Here is a 20,826-nt window from a genome sequence, read left to right as displayed (position 1 = left end):
CACGTTGGTCCTCCCGTTATTTTTTCGTTATTGGGGCAAATTGTGCCATGAGTCGCTTGAGTCCGACGGGTGCTGGGAAGGCAATGTCAAGCTCACGTTCATCTGGTTTACCGGATACTTTTACGACCGTACCCACGCCCCATTTTTTATGTTCTGCCTTATCCCCAACATTCCACTCAGCATGAGCGCCTGGTGACGGTTGTTTGACTGGACGACGCTTCGGTTTAGCAGGTGCCACGCCACGTGCAGGTAAACCAAACGGAGTGTCATCTAACTCAACGACATCATCGCCAAAGCCTTCGATTAAATCTTTCGGTATTTCATCAATAAACCGGCTGCGACCATTAAAGTTCGTGCGGCCGTACAATGTCCGCATATTCGCATGGGTCACGTGCAACTCTTTTTCAGCCCGGGTAATCCCGACATAACAAAGACGGCGTTCCTCATCCATTTCCTCTTCGTCCATCATGGACCGGCTATGGGGAAAGACCGTTTCTTCTAGACCGATTAAGAACACAACTGGAAACTCTAATCCTTTAGCCGCATGTAGTGTCATGAGTGTCACCTTATTATCGGCATCCTCACCGTCTTCTAACCGGTCAATATCACTAATCAGGCTAAATCCGTTAAAAAGCTAACCAATGATTGATCTTCTGCTTGTGCTTCAAAATGTTTCGTGACCGATTTAAATTCATTAATATTTTCAAGTCGTGTTTGGGCTTCGATTGAAGGATCTCGTTGATACATGTCTTCATATTCGGTCTCTTCTAATACATCATTCACCATATCGGTGGCACTTAAAAATGCTTGTTTCTTATACCAATTCATCACCATCTCGCTAAATTGCAGTAACTGATTGGTGGCTCGTTTACTTAAGCCAATAAAATCAACTTCTTTAATGGCGGTCATTAGAGAAATATCATGTAAATCAGCATAGTGCTGCAGTTTTTCTAAGCTTGTTTTACCAATCCCACGTTTCGGTTCATTGACAACTCGGCTAAAGCTGACATCGTCATCTGGGTTTGAAATGAGTCTTAAGTAAGCTAAAATATCTTTAATTTCTTTTCGGTCATAGAACTTCGTCCCACCGACCATCTGATAAGGGATATTTGCTTTAACGAACGTTTCCTCAATTGCACGCGACTGGGCGTTTGTCCGGTAAAGGACCGCAAAATCACGGTAATTAAAACGGCCCGCTCTCACCGCATCACTGATTTTATCCGCCACATAAAACGCTTCATAGCGTTCTGTTTCTGCCTCATGATAGATGATTTTTTCACCCTCACGGTTGTCTGTCCACAGATTTTTCTTGATCCGGTTTTTATTATGCTCAATCACCGCGTTAGCCGCATCTAAAATAGGTTTGGTTGAGCGGTAGTTCTGTTCTAACAGAATCGTCTTCGCCTGTGGATAGTCTTGTTCAAAGGATAAAATATTTTTAATATCTGCCCCGCGCCAGCCATAAATCGATTGATCTTGGTCACCTACAACACAGACATTTTTAAAGCGCGCCGCTAAGAGCTTCACTAACATGTACTGCGCATGATTGGTATCTTGATACTCATCGACATGGATATATTGAAATTTGCGTTGATAATAATGTAACACGTCCGGTACTTGTTGAAAGAGGACGATGGTCTGCATAATCAAGTCATCAAAATCAAGGGCTTGGTTTTTGCGCAAGATTTTCTCATAAGCCTTATAGACATCGGCGACCACTTTCGTGTAATAGTCATACGCCTCTTTCGCATAATCTTTCGCCGACAACAGTTCATTTTTCGCCTGACTAATCATACCTAACATCGCACGAGGTTCAAACTTTTTCGTATCGAGGTTTTGATTTTTCAAAATGTTTTTAATCACTGTCAACTGATCGGCACTATCAAAAATCGTAAATTGCTTACTATAGCCAATCCGGTCAATATCCCGGCGTAAGATACGCACACACATCGAGTGAAAGGTCGAGACCCACATATTTTTCGCATCTGGGCCAACAAGTTTTTCGACTCGTTCTTTCATTTCGCGTGCCGCTTTATTGGTAAAGGTAATCGCTAAGACGCTAAAAGGTGAGACGTCTTTTTCATCGAGTAAATAGGCAATCCGATGCGTGAGTACGCGGGTTTTCCCACTACCCGCCCCGGCCATAATAAGCAAAGGACCATCGGTATGTTTAACTGCTTCTTGTTGTTTTGGATTTAATCCTTGTAATAACGGATGGTTCACAAAAACGCCTCCTTAATTGAGCTTCACTGTTTTAATTGCTTGGTTAAAATCGGTATATAAACTATTGCCGACAACAATCGTATCAGCATATTGTTTCATTTCTTTGGCATCCTCACGTGTTCTGATACCACCACCGTAGATGAGCTGTGTCTTTGATAGCTCACTTGCCACTTTCTTTAACACGTCTGTGTCTCCTTTTGTACCTGAGTACTCCAAGTAAAAGACAGGTAAGTGGAAGAGGTGTTCCGCCATTTTCGCATACCCGACCGCATCTTCTACTGTTGGTAGCTTACAGTCTGCGAGTTTGTAGGCTTTAGCATCAGGATTCATAATACAGTAACCTTCAGCTACAAGGTCGTTAAAGGGAATCATCGGCCCGAACGATTTTATCGCCTCATGTTGCGTGTCCATCATCCATTTCTTCTCCGTACTATTAAGTACCATTGGAATGAGATAATAGTCAAAACCTGGCGTAACGGCTTCTATGTTTGATACTTCAAGTGCCACCGTCACTTCATAGCGACGAATATGACTAAGTAGGTCAAGCACACCATCTAAGGTGACGTTATCTGTTCCACCAACGATGATGGCATCTGTTCCAGATTCACAGACCAGGTCAAGTTCATCATCGGTTAAAGATTTTGCGGGATCTAATTTAAAAACGTGTTGCCACGTATCGATTGTCTTCATTGTTTATTCCTCCAAGACTTATTCATCATTTCATTATAACAAAATCTGTGCCAGCTATGTTGAAACGTACAAAAAAACAAGAAAAAATACGCCTTGTGTCAGCGTATTTTTCTAAAACACCTTATCTTTCATATTCATCATGACGTTCTTTCATTTGCACTTTTTCTTTGTTATTAAATCGTTGCATTCTTCGGGTTTCATCACAAATCAACTCATAAGAAAACTTAGTAATGCCATCAATATCTTGTTTCGCCAAATAGTTAACATAAGCAGCTTTATCCTTTGCTTGAATGATCAATGGTGGTAAGTCATGCTGTATTAATGCGTAATTCATCAACATCCGGCCAGTTCTCCCGTTACCATCTGAAAATGGGTGAATGCGTTCAAATTGAATATGGAAGTCCATAATCACCCTTAAAATGTCTCTATCTTTACTGACACTTTCTAGTTGATAATTAAGATTATCCACCCATTGCTGCATTAAGAAAGGTGTTTCCTTTGGAGATGCCGTTAGAAAATCAGCACCTTGAATCGCATTTTCACTTGTTTTGAATTGGCCTTTATCAACGAGTAATCGATCCATAAGTTTTTCATGGATATCCTTTAAGACAGTAAGATTTAATGGTTGCTTATCTTGCAATTGTTCAATGACATAAGCAAAAGCATCTCGGTGATTTTCTATTTCAAAAAATTCACGTCTACTATAACCACCAGGCAATGTATTATGTAAAATAATAGACACCGTATCAGGCAACGTTATCGTATTTCCCTCGATTGCAGACGAATGATGCGCTAAACGTACGAGAACATCTTGAAGATACTCTTCTAATTGACATGTATTCAGCATAATTATAACGCCCTTTCAATTGGTCTGAATTCTCACTAAGGTAAGCAGTCGCTATGAGTAAAGTAACCAAGTTAACCAGTCATCAACGTTCAAAGGTCTTCATTTTTTGATAACTCATCTTATCACAGAAATCGAATGACATCCGTTGAATGACTGGCACGTTTCTTTGATTATGATTTAAACAAAAAATTATTTTTCATCTGCCGGGTAAACGACCCCAATTTGACGACGGGCTTCATCTAACACTTTCATCGTTTCTAATGACGTATTAAACGTATTAATATCACTTTCTGTTTGCCCTGTTTTAATAAGTTCAGCAAAATGACGCGCTTCATATCCCATAGAATTAGTTAATTGTTCAAGAGAGCGCTCCTCTTTATGACCTTCTTTATCAACCAAGTGAATGCCTGACATATCACTCCATTTATCAATCACAATCGATCCGTTTTCCCCTTGAATTTCTGACGGGAGGGCGCTGTTGGTGATTTTAGAAAAGATCATATTGGCTTCTAGTTCATCATAGCTGAGTAAAACAGTCCCACTGCCATCGACACCTGTGTCTAACATCATGGCTGAGGCTTGAATCTCTTTCGGTTGACCAAAGAGCTTGATGATAGGATAAATCGTATAAATACCGATATCCATTAACGATCCATTGGATAATTCAGGTTTAAAGGCATTGAGCACTTCACCTTCTTTGTAGCGATCATAACGAGAAGAATATTGACAAAAGTTTGCGATGACGCGACGAACAGGTTTAATTTCTTCGATTAAGTCTTTGACTAAGTCAAAGTTAGGTAAATGTGTCGTTTTCATTGCTTCCATTAAAACGACCCCTTCTTTTTCTGCGACCGCAAACATTTTTTCCGCTTCACGCACGTTAGACGCCATCGGCTTTTCAACTAAGACATGTTTTTTATGCTCCATTGCCTGAATCGCTTGAGTCGCATGAAGTGCGGTTGGACTGGCGATATACACAGCATCGAAAGCGTCACTTTTAAAAAAGTCAGAGAGTTGAGTAAAGGTTGTGTCTACCTCGTACTTCTTTGCGAATTGTTTCGCTTTTTCTTCTGTTCGTGAGTAGACAGCCGTTAGCTGTAACTCACCCGTTTGGTGGGCCGCATCTAAAAAGCGGTCCGTAATCCAGTTCGTTCCTATCACACCTAGTCTCAACATTTATTCGTCCCCCTTATCCGCTAGTCTTTTTAGTACGGTATCATATCCACCACTACCGTAAGTTAAACAACGTTTTACCCGTGAAATCGTCGTTGTAGACGCGTGTGATTCTTCTACAATCGCGTGATACGTTTGACCTTCTGATAACATTTTAGCGACCGTTAACCGCTGTGTCAGTGCTTGTATTTCATTCATTGTGGCGATGTCATCAAAAAATTGATAACATTCCTCACGCGATTCTAGTGACAAAATCGCATCAAATAATTGATCCAGTTGTTCTCCGCGTAATTTATCAATCTGCATCAAATTTCCCCCTTTTAAAATCTTCTACCATTTATACTCATCCTGTTAGTCTGTCATTGTAACAGTATCGATACCACGTGACGTTGGTAAGACATTGACCCATGTTTGTCCTGGGACAAAAGGAACAACCTCCCCATCTTCGACTGGCAACAAGCGCCCGTCACGGTTTTCCCATTTGACGCGTTTGACATAACCTTTTTGAAGCAGTAAAGCGTCACCGCCTGAAGCAAAGTCAATTTCACGACGCCCTGCACTATCAACCACTTCATGATAAGTCTCTAAAATGAAGATATTATCTAAGGTGATTGGCGTCTCATCACTCAACTCTTTCGTTTGTGCTTGATCATTAAATCTCGTATACGTTTCTGAGACCGCATCGTATACGTAGCGTGTTGTTTCATTTCCGTATGAAAAAGAAATGTCGCTGGCCGTTTCTGTCGTTTCAATATCTTCTCGAATAAACGTCAACGGCTCAGGTGATTGTTCGACTGAGTAGCCTTTATTCGTTGCCGTAGCTTCTATCCCATTAGTTAGTAAATAAGAGTTGTGCGGCGCTACTCTAAATGATTCCCGTTTAAAAAGCGTTTGATTATTGTCGTAATACGCACCGTTTAAATAATCAGCGGCCCCGTTTTTTAACATATCTTCAATGAATCCCGCTGCCCCGTGGTAAATATAGAGTGCACCGTAGTCGTCGGCTAAATTAAAGTAATAAGGACGCGCACTGCGCACCGGTCCAATCACATCAGGCACTTGACTATGAAACATCGCCATAAGTCGAGTAATATTACCTTCTGCCAATATTTCAAAGACAATATCCGCAACTGATAATCCAGATTGTGGTCGTGCTTTTGGATGGTTATTGACCATCACCGCAATGATGCGGTTATCTAACGGTTGATCAATCGCTTCACCTGTCAGTGGGGCCATAATATCTGGATCTTTACTTCCTACATCGATAGGTTCATGGACTTGTTCTGTCGGTTCTTTTTTCTGTTGGTCTTGGATTGGTTTGGCTTCTTCTTCATTACATCCTGCTAAAACAAGACCGATCAAGACTAATGTTACGACGACGATTTTTTTCACCTGACTCATCCTTTACTCTGTTAGTTCGTTACTCTACTGTCTAGTATAACAAATCTCACCCCTTACCGGGTAACGAAATTATTGCGTAACCAAAAAGAGCTTAAACGCAACCATTTGTAACACAGTGTGTCAAATACGAAACATGTCCCAATAGGTGTCTTTTGAAACCGAATACATAAAATGACTAGTCGCAAACTTTCCGTTGTATTAAGCTAAATCTAACAACACTTAAGGGGGCAATACAGATGACAAAGAAGTTAAAAGTCGCAACGATTGGTGGCGGTTCAAGTTACACGCCAGAATTAATTGAAGGGTTTATTAAACGATACGATGAATTTCCACTGACTGAATTATGGCTTGTGGATATTGAAGCAGGAAAGGAAAAGTTAGAGATCGTCGGTAACTTAGCCAAGCGCATGATCAAAAAAGCAGGCTTAGATATTCGGGTTGAACTCTCACTCGACCGTGAAGAAGCACTAAAAGAGGCCGATTTTGTAACCACGCAGTTTCGCGTCGGGTTACTTGAAGCCCGCAAAAAAGATGAACGGATTCCACTCAAATATGATGTGATTGGCCAAGAGACGAACGGACCGGGCGGCTTATTTAAGGGGTTACGAACGATTCCGGTGATTCTAGACATTACCCGTGATATGGAACGTCTCTGTCCTGACGCTTGGCTGATTAACTTCACGAATCCTGCCGGGATGGTCACTGAAGCTGTCTTACGTTACTCAAACATTGAAAAAGTTGTGGGACTTTGTAATGTACCGATTGGCATTGAGATGGGCGTCAGTAAATTACTCGATGTTGACCATAGCCGAATTCGGATTGATTTTGCCGGATTAAATCATATGGTGTACGGTTTAAATGTGTTCTTAGATGGGGAGAATGTGACCGAACACGTCGTTGAAAAACTCACCGACCCAAAACAAACAAGCTTTGTGAAAAACATTGAAGGGATTGGCTATGACCCGTCCTTTATCCGTGCCCTCGGCGTGCTCACTTGCCCGTATCACAACTATTATTACAAACACCGAGATATGTTAGAAAAACAACAAAAAAGAAGCTGATGAACAAGGCACACGTGCAGAAGTTGTATCGAAACTAGAGAAAGAATTATTTGAACTATATAAAGATGACACACTCGATATTAAGCCACCGCAACTCGAAGAACGTGGTGGGGCCTATTATTCTGATGCGGCCGTGCGTCTGATTACCTCAATTTACAATGATAAACGTGACATTCAACCGGTAAACACTCGGAACAACGGTGCGATTGCCTCAATTCCAGATGATTCAGCGGTAGAAATTAGTTCAGTGATCACAAAAGATGGACCGAAACCGATTGCGATTGGTGATTTACCGGTTGCGGTACGTGGACTTGTTCAACAAATTAAGTCATTTGAACGCTTAAGCGCCGAAGCAGCTGTCACAGGGGATGTTGATTTAGCTGTCCTAGCGCTATCAATTAATCCACTCACACCATCTGATACCGTCGCAAGAGAGATAGTCGATGAAATGATGGAAGCTCATAAAGATCACTTACCCCAGTTTTTTAACAAGTAACATTTGTTTTGATTAACTTTAGCTACCACAAAAAAGCAGACCGCTTTGGTCTGCTTTTTTCTTTGCTATCTTTGAAATTTTAAAAGATGGCTCATAACCTATTGTTTACGTTAGGCTTTTTTACCGATATCTTTACGGTAGAAAAAATCATCCGTTTGATCAAAGTGGGTTAAATAGCGATATACCGCCTCGTGCGCTTCTTTGATTGTCGGCTTGACCGACCCAACAAGTAAGACCCGTCCACCGTTTGAGACGAAGGTATCACCGACTTGTTTTGTGCCGGCATGAATCACGTAACAATCCTCATCTTCTGGAAGTTTTGGTAATGCTATACCCTTTTCATACGTACCGGATAACCTTTGGCCGCCACAACCGTCCCAATCGCAAAGGCATCCTTAAATGTTAGCTGCAGATCACGACCTTCACTTACTGCTTCAATGACATCGATGAGATCATTTTCCAATAACGGCAAGACAACTTGTGTTTCAGGGTCGCCAAAGCGCGCGTTAAATTCAATGACTTTAACCCCAGCCTCTGTTTCAATCAGACCCGCGTACAACAGCCCCGTATATGCTCGACCTTCTTTCACCATCGCTTTAGCAACAGGTTTAAGTACGTGTTCAATCGTAAAGTCAACCTGACTGTCCGCTAAATCAGCTAGTGGGCTATATGCCCCCATACCGCCTGTATTTGGCCCTTCATCATAATCAAACGCTCGCTTATGGTCACGTGCTGGAATCATTGGATAGACGTTTTCACCTTCAACAAACGCAAACAGTGAAAATTCTTCTCCGTCTAGGAATTCTTCAATCACCACACGGGCACCAGAATCGCCAAAGCTATGATTAAGAAGCATATCTTCAACCGCATCAATCGCCTCTTCTTCTGTCATCGCAACGACCACACCTTTACCAGCCGCTAACCCATCTGCTTTAATGACAATCGGTGCGCCATTTGCCTTAATATAATTAATCGCTTGTTTCGCATCCGTAAACGTCTGATAGTCTGCCGTTGGAACCTGATACTTTTTCATTAACGCTTTGGTGAAATCTTTACTACCTTCAATGATGGCGGCTTCTTTCGTTGGACCAAAAATCTTTAAGCCCGCTTCTCTAAAGGCATTAACAATCCCTTTGGTCAAGGGTACTTCTGGACCAACGATGGTCCAGTCAATCTGCTTTTCTTTCGCAACATCAATTAACTGATCAAAATCTGTTTCATTAATATCAACACACGTTGCCTCAAGTCCAATCCCCGCATTACCCGGTGCGACAAACACCTCAGATACACGAGATGACATATTCAGTGTTTTTACTAACATATGTTCACGACCACCGCTACCAATCACAAGTACCTTCATCTTCAGTTATCCCACTTTCTCTTAATGTTTAAAGTGACGCATCTTTGTCATAACCATGGCTAAACCATGCTTATTACACATATCAATAGAATCTTGGTCACGTTTCGAACCACCTGGTTGAATAATCGCGGTGATGCCACTTAAGGCCGCATTTTCAACTGTATCCGGCATTGGGAAGAACGCATCAGAAGCAAGGGTTGCACCTTTGGCTTTCTCACCTGCTTGTTCGATCGCAATTTTCGCCGCACCCACACGGTTCATTTGACCTGCACCGACACCAACCGTTTTATCTGCTGTCGCAAGGACAATCGCATTCGATTTCACATGTTTCACTACTTTCCAACCGAACAGTAACGCTTTTAGTTCTTCCTCTGTTGGCTTGCGGTCTGTCACGACTTCTAAGTCATCAACGGTCACATGACCGGCATCACGGTCTTGGACGAGTAAGCCACCTAAGACACTGACGACTTTCTTTTTATCGGTTGTATCTTTCGTGAAGTCTGTTTTTAATAGACGTAAATTTGGTTTTTCTTTTAAGATGGCCAGAGCCTCATCACTAAAGCTTGGTGCGATGACAATTTCTAAGAAAATTGTTTTTAACTGTTCAGCTGTTGCTTTATTGACTTCACGGTTTAACGCGACAATCCCACCAAAGATTGAAATTGGGTCCGCTTCATACGCTTTATTAAACGCTGCTTCAATGGTTTCACCAATCCCAACACCACAAGGATTCATATGTTTTAACGCCACCGCGACTGGCTTTTCATCAAACTCTAACGCAATTTCTAGCGCCGCATTGGCATCTTGAATATTATTGTAAGAGAGTTCCTTACCATTTAGCTGTGTGCAGTGGGCAATGGACGCCCCTTGATAGTTGGCTTTTTCATAAAACGCCGCTTCTTGATGCGGGTTTTCACCGTAACGTAACGATTGTTTTAATTCATAGCTTAGTGATAATGTTTCCGTATCTTTCTCATCCGTTAATGTCACAAAGTATTCTGCGATCAAACTATCATAATGTGCGGTATGGCGGAACACTTTCGCCGCGAGTTGTTTGCGCATCTCTTTGTCACTACCTGCTTGTAATGACGTAAGAACAGCATCATAATCCGCTGGGTCGACAACGACCGTGACATCACGGAAGTTTTTCGCTGCCGAACGCAGCATGGTCGGACCACCAATATCAATATTTTCAATCGCTTCGTCTTCTGTGACACCTGGCTTACTAATCGTTTCTTTAAACGGATAAAGATTCACAACCACGACATCAATTAAGCCAATTTCTCGCTCTTTTAGTTGAGCTATATGGTTCTCATCATCACGACGAGCAAGTAAACCTGCGTGGATCACCGGATGAAGTGACTTGACCCGACCATCTAAAATTTCATCTGAACCGGTAATTTCTGATACCTGTTTGGCTTCAAGGCCGCCGTCATGTAAAGCTTTAAGTGTTCCCCCTGTTGATACAAGCTCATACCCTAGTTCAATCAAACCTTTGGCAAATGGGACAAGTCCCGTTTTATCAGATACACTTAATAATGCACGTTTTTTCACTAAAAATTCCCCCTTAGTTATTGTTTAAGTAACGTTTGTATTGTCGTTGGATACAATCGATGTTCAACTGCTTGAATCGCGCGTTGTAAATCATCACGCCCGTATGTGTCTTCTACTTTTACTGCTTCTTGAGCAATAATACGACCTGTATCCATCCCCTCATCGACGTAATGAATCGTCACACCTGTTATTTTAACACCGGCGTCAAAGGCTTGACCAATCGCATCTAACCCTTTAAAACTCGGTAAGAGCGATGGGTGAATATTGACGATTTTCCCTTCATAGGCGTGAAGTAACGTTGCACCAATCAGGCGCATATAGCCAGCCAAAATAATATAATCAGCGTCAGCTCTTTGTAAAGCTTCGACGATTTCTATTTCAAACGCACGCTTATTTGGATATGACTGAGGGTTAAAAACAAATGTTTTTAACCCTTTTTGTTTCGCTTTGTCAATGACCGCACTTGTTGGAACGTCACTCACGACGAGCGTAATATCCGAATCAAGTGCGCCTTCTTCAATCGCTTGTTGAATCGCGTCAAAGTTTGACCCGGTACCTGAGGCGAATACAGCTAAGTGCTTAGTTTTCTTCAACAAGTCTCACTCCTTCATCTTCGGTGATGGTACCGATATGAAACGCTTCTGATGCTTGTTCATTTAAAATATCTAACGCCAGAAACTTCTCTTCTTCAGCCACAACAACCGCCATACCAATACCCATATTAAACACACCTAACATATCTTCAAATGAAAAGTCTGCTTGTTTTTGTAGGTAAGTAAAAATTGGTAACACGTCCCAGCTATTCTTTAGGACATCCACACCTAATCCTTCCGGTAACATACGTGGTAAATTCTCATAAAAACCGCCACCCGTCACATGACTAACTCCTTTAATTGTCACATGATTTTTCAACTGTTGAATCATTTTCACATAAATGCGGGTCGGTTCAAGTAGGGCTTCACCTAAGGTCATACCGAGTTCATCGACATAGTCAGTTAAACCAAGTTTTTGTTCATCAATCACTTTTCTCACAAGTGAAAAACCATTGGAGTGAACACCGCTTGATTTAATACCCAGGACGACGTCGCCTTGTTCAATCGTTTCACCCGTAATAAGGTCAGGCTTATTGCCAATACCAACCGTAAAGCCAGCTAAATCATACTCACCATCTTGATACATCCCTGGCATCTCAGCTGTCTCACCACCAATAAGCTGCGCCACTCATCACACAACCTTCCGCAATGCCTTTCACGATTTGTTCGATTTTTTTAGGTTCATTTTTGCCACAAGCAATATAGTCTAAGAAAAAGAGCGGGTCGGCGCCTTGACTAACAACATCATTGACACACATCGCCACTAGATCGATACCGACGGTATCATGCTTGTCTAGCTGAAACGCAAGTTTTAACTTCGTTCCTACCCCGTCCGTGCCTGAAACTAAGACTGGTTCCGCGTATGACATGGATGATAAATCAAATAATCCTGCAAAAGCACCGACACCGCCGATCACTTCTTTACGATTCGTACGCTTAATATGTTTTTTCATTAAATCTACTGCTTCATATCCGGCATGGACATCGACACCGGCCGATTTATAAATATCGCTCATTAAAAATCCCCCTCATTATTCTTTATACGCTGGATTAATTGATTCCGGATAGATTTCCGTTGGATATTTTCCAGTAAAACAAGCATGGCAAATCCCTTGTTCTAACGTATCTTCTGTCACGATAGAGGATTCTAATCCTTCTACAGATAAAAAGGCGAGTGAATCTGCCCCAATTTCTTCGCGCATCTCTTCAATTGAGAAATTCGCCGCAATCAATTCACCTTTTGTTGAGGTATCAATCCCGTAATAGCATGGATTCACAATTGGAGGCGAAGCGATTCGGACATGGACTTCTGTTGCGCCTGCTTCTTTTAGTAAATTAACAATGCGACGCGAGGTCGTGCCGCGGACAATGGAATCATCAATCATCACGACGCGTTTCCCTTCGACAATACCGCGGACAGGCGAGAGTTTCATCTTCACTCCTTGTTCACGTAGTTCTTGTGACGGCTGGATAAAGGTCCGGCCGACATAGCGGTTTTTGACTAAGCCGATTTCATAAGGAATCCCGCTTTTTTCTGAATAGCCGATGGCCGCACTAATACTTGAATCTGGTACACCAGTGACAATATCTGCTTCTACTGGTGCCTCTTTAGCCAGTTGTTTTCCCATCACTTTACGTGAGGCGTGGACATTTAAGCCGTTCACATTACTATCTGGACGTGAGAAGTAGACATACTCCATCGAACAAAGCGTCCGCTTCATTGGCGAACTAAACGTTGTAGAGCGTAAACCTGATTCATCAATCACTAACAGTTCCCCGGGTCTCACTTCACGTTCATACTTCGCCCCAATGAGATCAAAGGCACATGTTTCACTTGCGACAACGTAGCTATCACCAAGTCGACCAAGCGAAAGCGGACGAAGACCACGTGGGTCTAAAGCGACAAACATTTGATCTTCCGTTAGAATAGTAAACGCATAGGCGCCTTTAATCATACCAAGTGCTTGTTTAATCGCTTCTTCAAGCGGTAAGTGACCACTGCGCTTAATGAGGTGAGCGACAACTTCCGTATCAGACGTTGTTTGTAGGATACTACCTTGAGCTTCTAGATTTGACTTTAACGCAAAAGCATTCACTAAGTTCCCGTTATGACAAAGCGCGAGACTAGACGTTTGTGAGCGGAAAACGAGCGGCTGAACATTCTCATAACCGCCCCCACCTTGTGTCGTATAACGGACGTGTCCAATCGCACTACGTCCGGGTAAATTTTTAATTTGCCCTTCACTAAAGACCTCATTGATTAAACCGATGCCTTTATGAAGATGTAAGGCTTCCCCATTACTCGTCACAATACCAGCGCCTTCTTGCCCGCGGTGTTGGAGGGCATGGAGACCATAATACGTCATTTCAGCTGCCTTATCATGACCAAAGATACCAAAGACACCACATTCTTCATTTAAGCCTTTGATTTCAGCAAGCATGGGATAGCTCCTTTCCATAAATCTTGTAATGTTTTAACCTGTTCGTCAATGACCTTCTCACCGTTTACCTTAACGACAAGTTTTTGATCATTCGTCACTGTTCCGACAACTTTTGCATCTGATATAAGTGCTGTGACACGGTCCACATCTTCAGGTTTCACAGAAATGACGTAGCGTGACTGCGTTTCACTAAACAGTAGTGACGTCGTATCACCTTTAAGATCAACGTGTGCCCCGAGTGTTGGTTGGTTAAATAACGTTTCACTTAAGGCGACAGAGAAACCACCTTCAGATAGATCGTGAGCCGATTGAACGAGACCTTGTTCAATTGCTTCCAGTAAGGCGTCACCGCGCTTGCGTTCAACTTCCAAATCAACGGCAGGTGACTGACCGAAATATTTACCTTCTAAGACATTTTGAAGTTCACTGCCACCGAATTCTGGTTTTGTGTCACCAATGACCAAAATTACGTCACCCGCTTGTTTCATATGTTGGGTCGTAATATATTTTGTTGAGCGAATGAGACCAACCATACCAACGATTGGCGTTGGGAAAATCGCTTGATTATTTGACTCGTTATAAAGCGAGACATTCCCACTAATAACCGGGGTATCAAGCGCGAGACATGCGGCACTCATACCATCAACGGCTTGTTCCATTTGCCAGAAGTTTTCTGGTTTATCTGGATTACCAAAGTTCAAGCCATCTGTAATCGCAAGTGGTTTAGCGCCTGATGCGTAAATATTACGCGCCGCTTCACTGACTGCAATCTTGCCCCCAACAAATGGATCCAAATAAAGGTAACGTGAGTTACAATCCGTTGTCATCGCAATCGCCTTATCATAATCACGAATTCTAACAACCGCCGCGTCAGAACCAGGGCTGACCACCGTATTCGCTTGTACCATGGAATCATATTGATCATAAACATATTCTTTACTTGCGATCGTTGGTTGTTGCAACAGTTGTTTTAACATCGCACTGTAATCATCAACTACTGGCACGTAAGGCGCCATCTGTTGAAATTCTTCGTAATAGGCCGGTACTTTTGATGGTTTATAATAAACCGGCGCATCTTCTGCGAGTGAGTCAACCGGAATATCACAGACGACCTCTCCTTTATGAAGGAGACGGAACTGTTTATCATCCGTCACGTGACCAACATTTACTGCTTCTAAGCTATATTTTTTAAAGATATCAACGATTTCTTGTTCACGACCTTTTTCAACGACAAGTAACATGCGTTCTTGTGATTCTGACAGCATCATTTCATATGCTGACATATTTTGTTCCCGCTGAGGAATAAGATCTAAATTCATTTCCATACCCATACCAGCTTTACTTGCCATTTCAGATGCTGATGAGGTAAGACCTGCCGCTCCCATATCTTGCATCCCTACAAGCGCTTCACAATGAATCGCTTCAAGACACGCTTCGATGAGGAGTTTTTCCATGAACGGATCCCCTACTTGCACGTTAGAGCGTCTACTTTCAGAGTCTTCGGTCAAATCTTCTGATGCGAAAGTTGCCCCGTGAATCCCGTCACGTCCTGTTTTAGAACCAACATATAACACGGTATTACCTAAGCCTTTGGCGATCCCTTGTTGAATATCCTTCTTATCAATTAAACCAACGGCCATCGCATTGACGAGTGGGTTACCTTCATAAGAATCATCAAACTGCACTTCCCCGCCAACAGTCGGCACCCCAACACAGTTACCGTAACCACTAATACCATGGACGACTTCATCAAAGAGGTACTTGACACGTGGATTATTCAGTGAACCAAATCGTAATGAATTAAGTGAGGCGATGGGTCTTGCGCCCATTGAGAAAATGTCCCGAATAATCCCGCCAACACCTGTTGCTGCTCCTTGATAAGGTTCAACCGCTGATGGGTGATTATGACTTTCAATTTTAAAGGCAATGCTTGATCGTCACCAATATCAACAATCCCGGCACCTTCACCAGGTCCTTGAATGACCTGTGGACCTTCCGTTGGGAATTTTTTTAAAAGTGGCTTAGATGTTTTATAACTACAGTGCTCGGACCACATAACAGAAAAAATACCGGTCTCAGTGAAGTTCGGACGACGTCCTAAAATCTGTTTAATTGACTGATATTCTTCATCCGTTAAGCCCATTTCACGATAATGTTGTTCTGTTTCAATCATTTCTGGACTTACTTCACGCGTTTGTTGCATATTGGTCCCTCCAATTTTTAAGCATTGATGTAAACATCTTTAAACCGTCATCACTACCGAGTAACATTTCTGCGGCTCTTTCTGGGTGTGGCATCATGCCAAGAACATTGCCTTCTTTATTGACAATCCCGGCGATATCACGGACAGAACCATTCGGGTTATTTTTATAAGTAAACACAATTTGGTTATGTTCGATTAATTCATTTAATGTCTCGTCATCACAGTAATAATTCCCTTCACCGTGAGCGACTGGAATAGAAATTACGTCATTTTTTTCGTAATCGGTTGTAAATAGCGTCTCATTATTATTAACAACTAATTCTTCAAAGTGACAGATGAATTTAAGATTTTCGTTTCGAATCAATGCACCTGGTAATAGGCCTGACTCAAGTAAAATTTGAAACCCATTACATACCCCTAAAATCGGGGTCCCTTTTTCTGCTTCACGGCGAAGTGACGTCACGATATCTGATGTTGAGGCAATCGCCCCGCAGCGTAAGTAATCACCATATGAGAAACCACCAGGGATTAAAATCGCATCATAGCCTTCTAAAGCGGCATCTTGATACCAGACAAGCTCAGCTTCAGCCCCGAGAGCATCTTTTGCCGCATGATACATATCACGGTCACAATTAGATCCTGGAAAAACAATCACCGCAAACTTCACTGGGCTACTCCCTCCTCAATCTCATAGGTAAAGTTTTCAATGACTGGGTTAGCGAGTAATTTATCGCACATAACTTTCACTTGGGCTTCAACATCATCGTGATCAATAAACATTTCAATCAATTTCCCTACCCGCACATCATGCACACCGTCATAGCCAAGTGTATTGAGTGAGTTTTCAATTGCTTTTCCTTGTGGGTCAAGTACCCCTTCTTTTAACGTTACGTGAATGCTTACTTTTGTCATTATAATTCCTCCAACCGTGATAATATAATTTGGTACACATCAAGTAAATTGCCTGTCCCTTGTCTAAATACATCTTTATCTAAATGGTGTTTTGTATGGATATCTTCTAGTCGGCACGTGTCAGGAGAAATTTCATCACTGAGGATGATCTCACCTCTACTATTTCGGCCGAACTCAATTTTAAAATCAATTAAGTCTAAATCAATTTGATGAAAGAAACGTTTTAAAGCGTCGTTAATCTGTAAGGTTTGGTTATACATCTGATTCAGTTCTTCTTTTGTCACATCAGTCAATAAAAAGACATGTTGGTCGTTAATGAGTGGATCATTGAGTGTATCGTTTTTATAAAACCATTCCACTAGTGGAGGCGAAAAAATCGTGTCTTCTTTAATCCCTAAACGATTATTCAAGCTGTATGATGAACGATTTCTCACCACGACTTCCATCGGAATGATTGTCGTTTTATACACGCGTTGGTCCGTATCATTTAATGTTTCAATAAAGTGATGGGGAATCCCTTCAGTCGTTAAGTAACGAAAGACGTGGGCGGTAATGAGATTATTAAAACGTCCTTTACCTACGAACTGGGCTTTTTTCTTACCATTAAAGGCCGTTGCATCATCTTTATAACTGAGAATAAGCTCATCTTCTTTTTCTGTTTGATAGACTTTCTTAGCCTTACCTTCATAAAGTAGTTCAAGCATATGATCATCCCTTCTCTCGTAAGATTAAGCGAGGCCGATACGTTCAAAAATACCGTCAACATTCTTTAAATGATACGTATAATCAAAACAATCATCAATTTCTTCTTGCGTGAGACGTGACGTAATGTCTTCAACCTCTTCAATTAATGATTTAAAATGAATTCCGTTCTCCCAAGCTTTCATCGCATTTGGCTGAACAATGTCATAGGCTGCTTCACGGCTCATCCCTTTATCAATCAGTGATAATAACACACGTTGTGAGAAGATAACACCATAGGTCCGGTCAATATTACGTTTCATGTTATCTTCAAATACCGTCAAGTTTTTCACGATATTGCTGAAGCGATTTAACATGTAATTGAGTGTAATCGTCGCATCAGGAATAATCACGCGTTCAGCTGATGAGTGTGAAATATCACGCTCGTGCCAAAGACTCACATTTTCATATGCTGTGACCATATAGCCGCGCATTAAGCGACTCATCCCCGTCATATTTTCAGAGCCAATTGGGTTCCGTTTATGTGGCATCGCTGATGATCCTTTTTGTCCTTTATTAAAGAACTCTTCGACTTCGCGTGTTTCTGTCTTTTGAAGACCGCGAATCTCGGTAGCGAACTTTTCAATCGATGTTGCAATAAGTGATAACGTCCCCATATACTGTGCATGACGATCACGTTGTAATGTTTGCGTTGAAACAGGTGCCGGCGCGAGCCAAGTTTTTCGCAGACATATTGTTCTACATTCGGGTCAATGTTGGCATACGTACCAACAGCACCTGAAAGCTTCCCTGTTTCAATAACGGCACAAGCATCGTCAAACCGCTTTAAGTTACGTTTCATTTCTTCATACCATAACGCCATCTTTAAACCGAATGTGGTCGGTTCCGCGTGCACACCATGCGTGCGTCCCATCATCACGGTATGTTTATGTTCAATTGCTTTATTTTTTAGAATCTCGATAAAATTCACAATATCTTTGCGAATAATCACATTTGCTTGTTTCATTAAATAAGACAAAGCCGTGTCTACCACATCGGTTGAGGTTAAACCGTAGTGCACCCACTTTTTCTCTTCGCCGACTGTTTCTGATACGGCGCGCGTAAAGGCAACGACGTCATGACGTGTTTCTTGTTCAATCTCAAGAATACGGTCAATATCAAAGCTTGCGTTTTCGCGTAATTTTTCAACATCTTCTTTCGGAATGATTCCGAGCTCACTCCATGCTTCACAAGCTAATAATTCTACTTCCAACCATGCTTGGTAACGATTCTCATCTGTCCAAATCCGACCCATCTCTTCGCGTGTATAACGTTCTATCATTTGTTTTCCTCCTGGTATGCCTCTTATTTTTAGCTACTGTCTTTTTCTCTACCAAGATCTATTTTATCTTTTTCTCTCTATTTTTTATTGTTCTCTATAGTATAGCTTGTCCCCATTACGTTCAATTGAACGTCACTGATCTCTATTTATGTTATTTTTGTCTGTGTAAATCATTTATTTTTTGAATGAGCGCTTCGTTTGATTCAGCTACAATCGTTAAGTGACCGACTTTTCGCTTCGGTTTAATATCATCTTTCCCGTACATATGAATATGCACATCAGTAAGGCGCTCCGGATAGTTAAAGTATTGATCTAAGTTATCCCCTAGTAAATTAATCATCTGACTGGCCCCGTGGAAATAGACCGGTAAGAGCGGCAAACCAACAATGGCCCGAATATGTTGCTCAAATTGACTCACATTGCACGCTTCAATAGTGTAATGGCCAGAGTTATGCGGGCGAGGGGCAAGTTCGTTCACATAAATGTCCTCACCTTTAACGAAGAGCTCTAAAGTAAAGGTTCCGACAACACTGATCGTTTCAGCAATATCCTTGGCAGCTTGTTTGGCCTTGTTTAAGACGTTCTCTGACACATTTGCCGGAACGGTTGTCGTATGCAGGATGTGGTCACGATGCACATTCTCACCAACCGGGAAATAACGAATATCCCCGTCCATACTTCTAGTAAAGACGACAGAAATTTCACAATCAAAAGTAACAAACGCTTCATAAATTAACCTTTCGCCTCGTTCAAGCATCTCACTTACAGCAGGTAGATCTGCTTTTGTTTTTAGTTTGACCTGACCTTTACCGTCGTAACCTCCGCGACATGTTTTTACAACCGCAGGTAAGCCGATCGTCTGAATCGCTTCATCTAACTCTTTTTCTGATGTCACAATCTGAAACGGACTGACCGGTTGATGACTATCAAGCATCGCTTGTTTTTCTTTTTCACGGTCTTGGGTGATTTCTAGTGATTTCGCGCCTTGAGGTAGGACACCTTCCGCTTCTAGATAGCGTGCGGCTTCTAAATCAACATTTTCAAATTCATACGTCACGACATCACTTTTTTTTCTAAGCTGTTTCACGGCTTCTAAATCATCATACTGTGCCACAATCTGTTCATCAGCGAGCTGCGCTGCCGGACAGTCTGGTGTTGGATCAAGGACAATCAAACGATACCCCATATGTCTTAAGGCTGTAGCCATCATGCGTCCGAGTTGCCCCCCGCCAATGATGCCTATCGTCTTTCCGTACAGTAAACTATTGATCGGCAAGTTCATCCCTCATTTCTTCTACTTTCCCTTTCATCTCAAGGCGATAATTTTCTAATGTCTCTTCAATCGCCTCATCTGTCGTTGCGAGGATTTGCGCTGCTAACAGTCCCGCATTTTTACTTCCTGCTTTACCAATGGCTACCGTTGCGACTGGCACACCACCTGGCATTTGTACGATTGAGAGCAATGAATCAAGGCCATTTAATGCTTTTGACTCAACCGGTACACCAATGACTGGTAGTGTGGTTGAAGCTGCGACCATCCCTGGTAAGTGGGCTGCCCCACCAGCCCCCGCAATGATGACCTTTAAGCCTCTTTGACGCGCATCTTTCGCGTAACGCACCATATCTTCTGGTGTGCGATGAGCAGAAATCACTTCTTTTTCATAAGGAATCATAAATCCTTCTAACACGTCACAGGCGTGCTTCATTGTGTCCCAATCTGAAATACTTCCCATAATTACACCAACTTGCGCCATTGTCTCCCTCATTTCTAGAAATTATTCAATAAAAAAAGCACATACTCACCTTCACGTCATGGATTAGATGAGAGAAGATGAACATGCGCTTAATC

The 20,826-nt window shown here is 42.1% G+C and carries 13 protein-coding genes and 6 pseudogenes; 1 reads left to right on the top strand and 18 read right to left on the bottom strand.

The window, feature by feature from the left end:
• Positions 1-16: 16 nt before the first annotated feature.
• The 6 genes and pseudogenes from pcrA to JCM19043_RS11260 form a co-directional block, all read right to left on the bottom strand.
• A pseudogene (gene pcrA, locus JCM19043_RS11285) lies at positions 17-2,223 on the bottom strand (DNA helicase PcrA).
• A gap of 12 nt (positions 2,224-2,235) precedes the next feature.
• Positions 2,236-2,913, bottom strand: a complete 678-nt coding sequence (locus tag JCM19043_RS11280; protein ID WP_062322604.1) for a heptaprenylglyceryl phosphate synthase — start codon at positions 2,911-2,913, stop codon at positions 2,236-2,238.
• A gap of 121 nt (positions 2,914-3,034) precedes the next feature.
• On the bottom strand, positions 3,035-3,760 hold the full coding sequence (locus JCM19043_RS11275) for a Fic family protein (protein ID WP_062322602.1): 726 nt from the start codon (positions 3,758-3,760) through the stop codon (positions 3,035-3,037).
• A gap of 189 nt (positions 3,761-3,949) precedes the next feature.
• A complete protein-coding gene (locus JCM19043_RS11270) occupies positions 3,950-4,936 on the bottom strand; it encodes a Gfo/Idh/MocA family protein (RefSeq protein ID WP_062322600.1) in 987 nt (328 codons plus the stop codon).
• On the bottom strand, positions 4,937-5,239 hold the full coding sequence (locus JCM19043_RS11265; RefSeq protein WP_062322598.1) for a YerC/YecD family TrpR-related protein: 303 nt from the start codon (positions 5,237-5,239) through the stop codon (positions 4,937-4,939). It abuts the gene before it with no gap.
• A gap of 45 nt (positions 5,240-5,284) precedes the next feature.
• Positions 5,285-6,334, bottom strand: a complete 1,050-nt coding sequence (locus JCM19043_RS11260; protein WP_231631525.1) for a DUF3048 domain-containing protein — start codon at positions 6,332-6,334, stop codon at positions 5,285-5,287.
• Positions 6,335-6,570: 236 nt separating this feature from the next.
• Between JCM19043_RS11260 and JCM19043_RS11255 the strand changes: the two are divergent.
• A pseudogene (locus JCM19043_RS11255) lies at positions 6,571-7,891 on the top strand (6-phospho-beta-glucosidase).
• A gap of 110 nt (positions 7,892-8,001) precedes the next feature.
• Here JCM19043_RS11255 and purD read toward each other — a convergent pair.
• The 12 genes and pseudogenes from purD to purE all read right to left on the bottom strand — a co-directional run bounded on the left by purD (position 8,002) and on the right by purE (position 20,731).
• Positions 8,002-9,251: pseudogene (gene purD / locus JCM19043_RS11250) on the bottom strand (phosphoribosylamine--glycine ligase).
• Positions 9,252-9,272: 21 nt separating this feature from the next.
• Positions 9,273-10,805, bottom strand: coding sequence for a bifunctional phosphoribosylaminoimidazolecarboxamide formyltransferase/IMP cyclohydrolase (gene purH / locus JCM19043_RS11245; RefSeq protein ID WP_062322594.1), 1,533 nt, complete (start codon positions 10,803-10,805; stop codon positions 9,273-9,275).
• 17 nt (positions 10,806-10,822) lie between these two features.
• On the bottom strand, positions 10,823-11,398 hold the full coding sequence (purN, locus tag JCM19043_RS11240) for a phosphoribosylglycinamide formyltransferase (RefSeq protein ID WP_062322591.1): 576 nt from the start codon (positions 11,396-11,398) through the stop codon (positions 10,823-10,825).
• A pseudogene (purM, locus tag JCM19043_RS11235) lies at positions 11,385-12,414 on the bottom strand (phosphoribosylformylglycinamidine cyclo-ligase). The gene purN and the pseudogene purM overlap by 14 nt, the downstream one beginning before the upstream one ends.
• A 15-nt stretch (positions 12,415-12,429) precedes the next feature.
• Positions 12,430-13,839, bottom strand: a complete 1,410-nt coding sequence (gene purF, locus JCM19043_RS11230; protein ID WP_062322589.1) for an amidophosphoribosyltransferase — start codon at positions 13,837-13,839, stop codon at positions 12,430-12,432.
• Positions 13,815-16,042: pseudogene (gene purL, locus JCM19043_RS11225) on the bottom strand (phosphoribosylformylglycinamidine synthase subunit PurL). Before purL ends, purF begins: the two are co-directional and overlap by 25 nt.
• Positions 16,026-16,709 carry a phosphoribosylformylglycinamidine synthase subunit PurQ gene (gene purQ, locus JCM19043_RS11220; protein WP_062322587.1) on the bottom strand — a complete coding sequence of 228 codons (684 nt, stop codon included), beginning with the start codon at positions 16,707-16,709 and terminating at the stop codon, positions 16,026-16,028. The pseudogene purL and the gene purQ overlap by 17 nt, the downstream one beginning before the upstream one ends.
• The gene (gene purS / locus JCM19043_RS11215; protein WP_062322585.1) at positions 16,706-16,954 is read right to left on the bottom strand and encodes a phosphoribosylformylglycinamidine synthase subunit PurS; all 249 of its coding nucleotides are present in this window, start codon (positions 16,952-16,954) and stop codon (positions 16,706-16,708) included. The genes purQ and purS overlap by 4 nt, the downstream gene beginning before the upstream one ends.
• Positions 16,954-17,658, bottom strand: a complete 705-nt coding sequence (purC, locus tag JCM19043_RS11210; protein ID WP_062322583.1) for a phosphoribosylaminoimidazolesuccinocarboxamide synthase — start codon at positions 17,656-17,658, stop codon at positions 16,954-16,956. Before purC ends, purS begins: the two co-directional genes overlap by 1 nt.
• 24 nt (positions 17,659-17,682) lie before the next feature.
• Positions 17,683-18,977 (bottom strand): annotated as a pseudogene (gene purB / locus JCM19043_RS11205) (adenylosuccinate lyase).
• Positions 18,978-19,128: 151 nt separating this feature from the next.
• Complete coding sequence (purK, locus tag JCM19043_RS11200) at positions 19,129-20,253, bottom strand: 5-(carboxyamino)imidazole ribonucleotide synthase (protein ID WP_231631524.1); 1,125 nt, start codon at positions 20,251-20,253, stop codon at positions 19,129-19,131.
• The gene (purE, locus tag JCM19043_RS11195) at positions 20,240-20,731 is read right to left on the bottom strand and encodes a 5-(carboxyamino)imidazole ribonucleotide mutase (RefSeq protein WP_062322579.1); all 492 of its coding nucleotides are present in this window, start codon (positions 20,729-20,731) and stop codon (positions 20,240-20,242) included. The genes purK and purE overlap by 14 nt, the downstream gene beginning before the upstream one ends.
• Between the last annotated feature and the right edge of the window lie 95 nt (positions 20,732-20,826).

The organism is Halolactibacillus sp. JCM 19043 (assembly GCF_001310395.1).
Taxonomy (GTDB): Bacteria; Bacillota; Bacilli; order Bacillales; family Amphibacillaceae; genus Halolactibacillus; species Halolactibacillus miurensis.
The sequence above is the reverse complement of the archived record's forward strand: the minus strand, read 5'-3'. Positions and strand labels throughout refer to the sequence as shown.

Excerpts from the sequence above, each read along its gene's own strand:
- JCM19043_RS11280 (WP_062322604.1), bottom strand. The coding sequence starts at position 2,913 with ATGAAGACAATCGATACGTGGCAACACGTTTTTAAATTAGATCCCGCA.
- JCM19043_RS11275 (WP_062322602.1), bottom strand. The coding sequence starts at position 3,760 with ATGCTGAATACATGTCAATTAGAAGAGTATCTTCAAGATGTTCTCGTA.
- JCM19043_RS11270 (WP_062322600.1), bottom strand. The coding sequence starts at position 4,936 with ATGTTGAGACTAGGTGTGATAGGAACGAACTGGATTACGGACCGCTTT.
- JCM19043_RS11265 (WP_062322598.1), bottom strand. The coding sequence starts at position 5,239 with ATGCAGATTGATAAATTACGCGGAGAACAACTGGATCAATTATTTGAT.
- JCM19043_RS11260 (WP_231631525.1), bottom strand. The coding sequence starts at position 6,334 with ATGAGTCAGGTGAAAAAAATCGTCGTCGTAACATTAGTCTTGATCGGT.
- purF (WP_062322589.1), bottom strand. The coding sequence starts at position 13,839 with ATGCTTGCTGAAATCAAAGGCTTAAATGAAGAATGTGGTGTCTTTGGT.
- purS (WP_062322585.1), bottom strand. The coding sequence starts at position 16,954 with ATGACAAAAGTAAGCATTCACGTAACGTTAAAAGAAGGGGTACTTGAC.
- purC (WP_062322583.1), bottom strand. The coding sequence starts at position 17,658 with ATGCTTGAACTACTTTATGAAGGTAAGGCTAAGAAAGTCTATCAAACA.
- purE (WP_062322579.1), bottom strand. The coding sequence starts at position 20,731 with ATGGCGCAAGTTGGTGTAATTATGGGAAGTATTTCAGATTGGGACACA.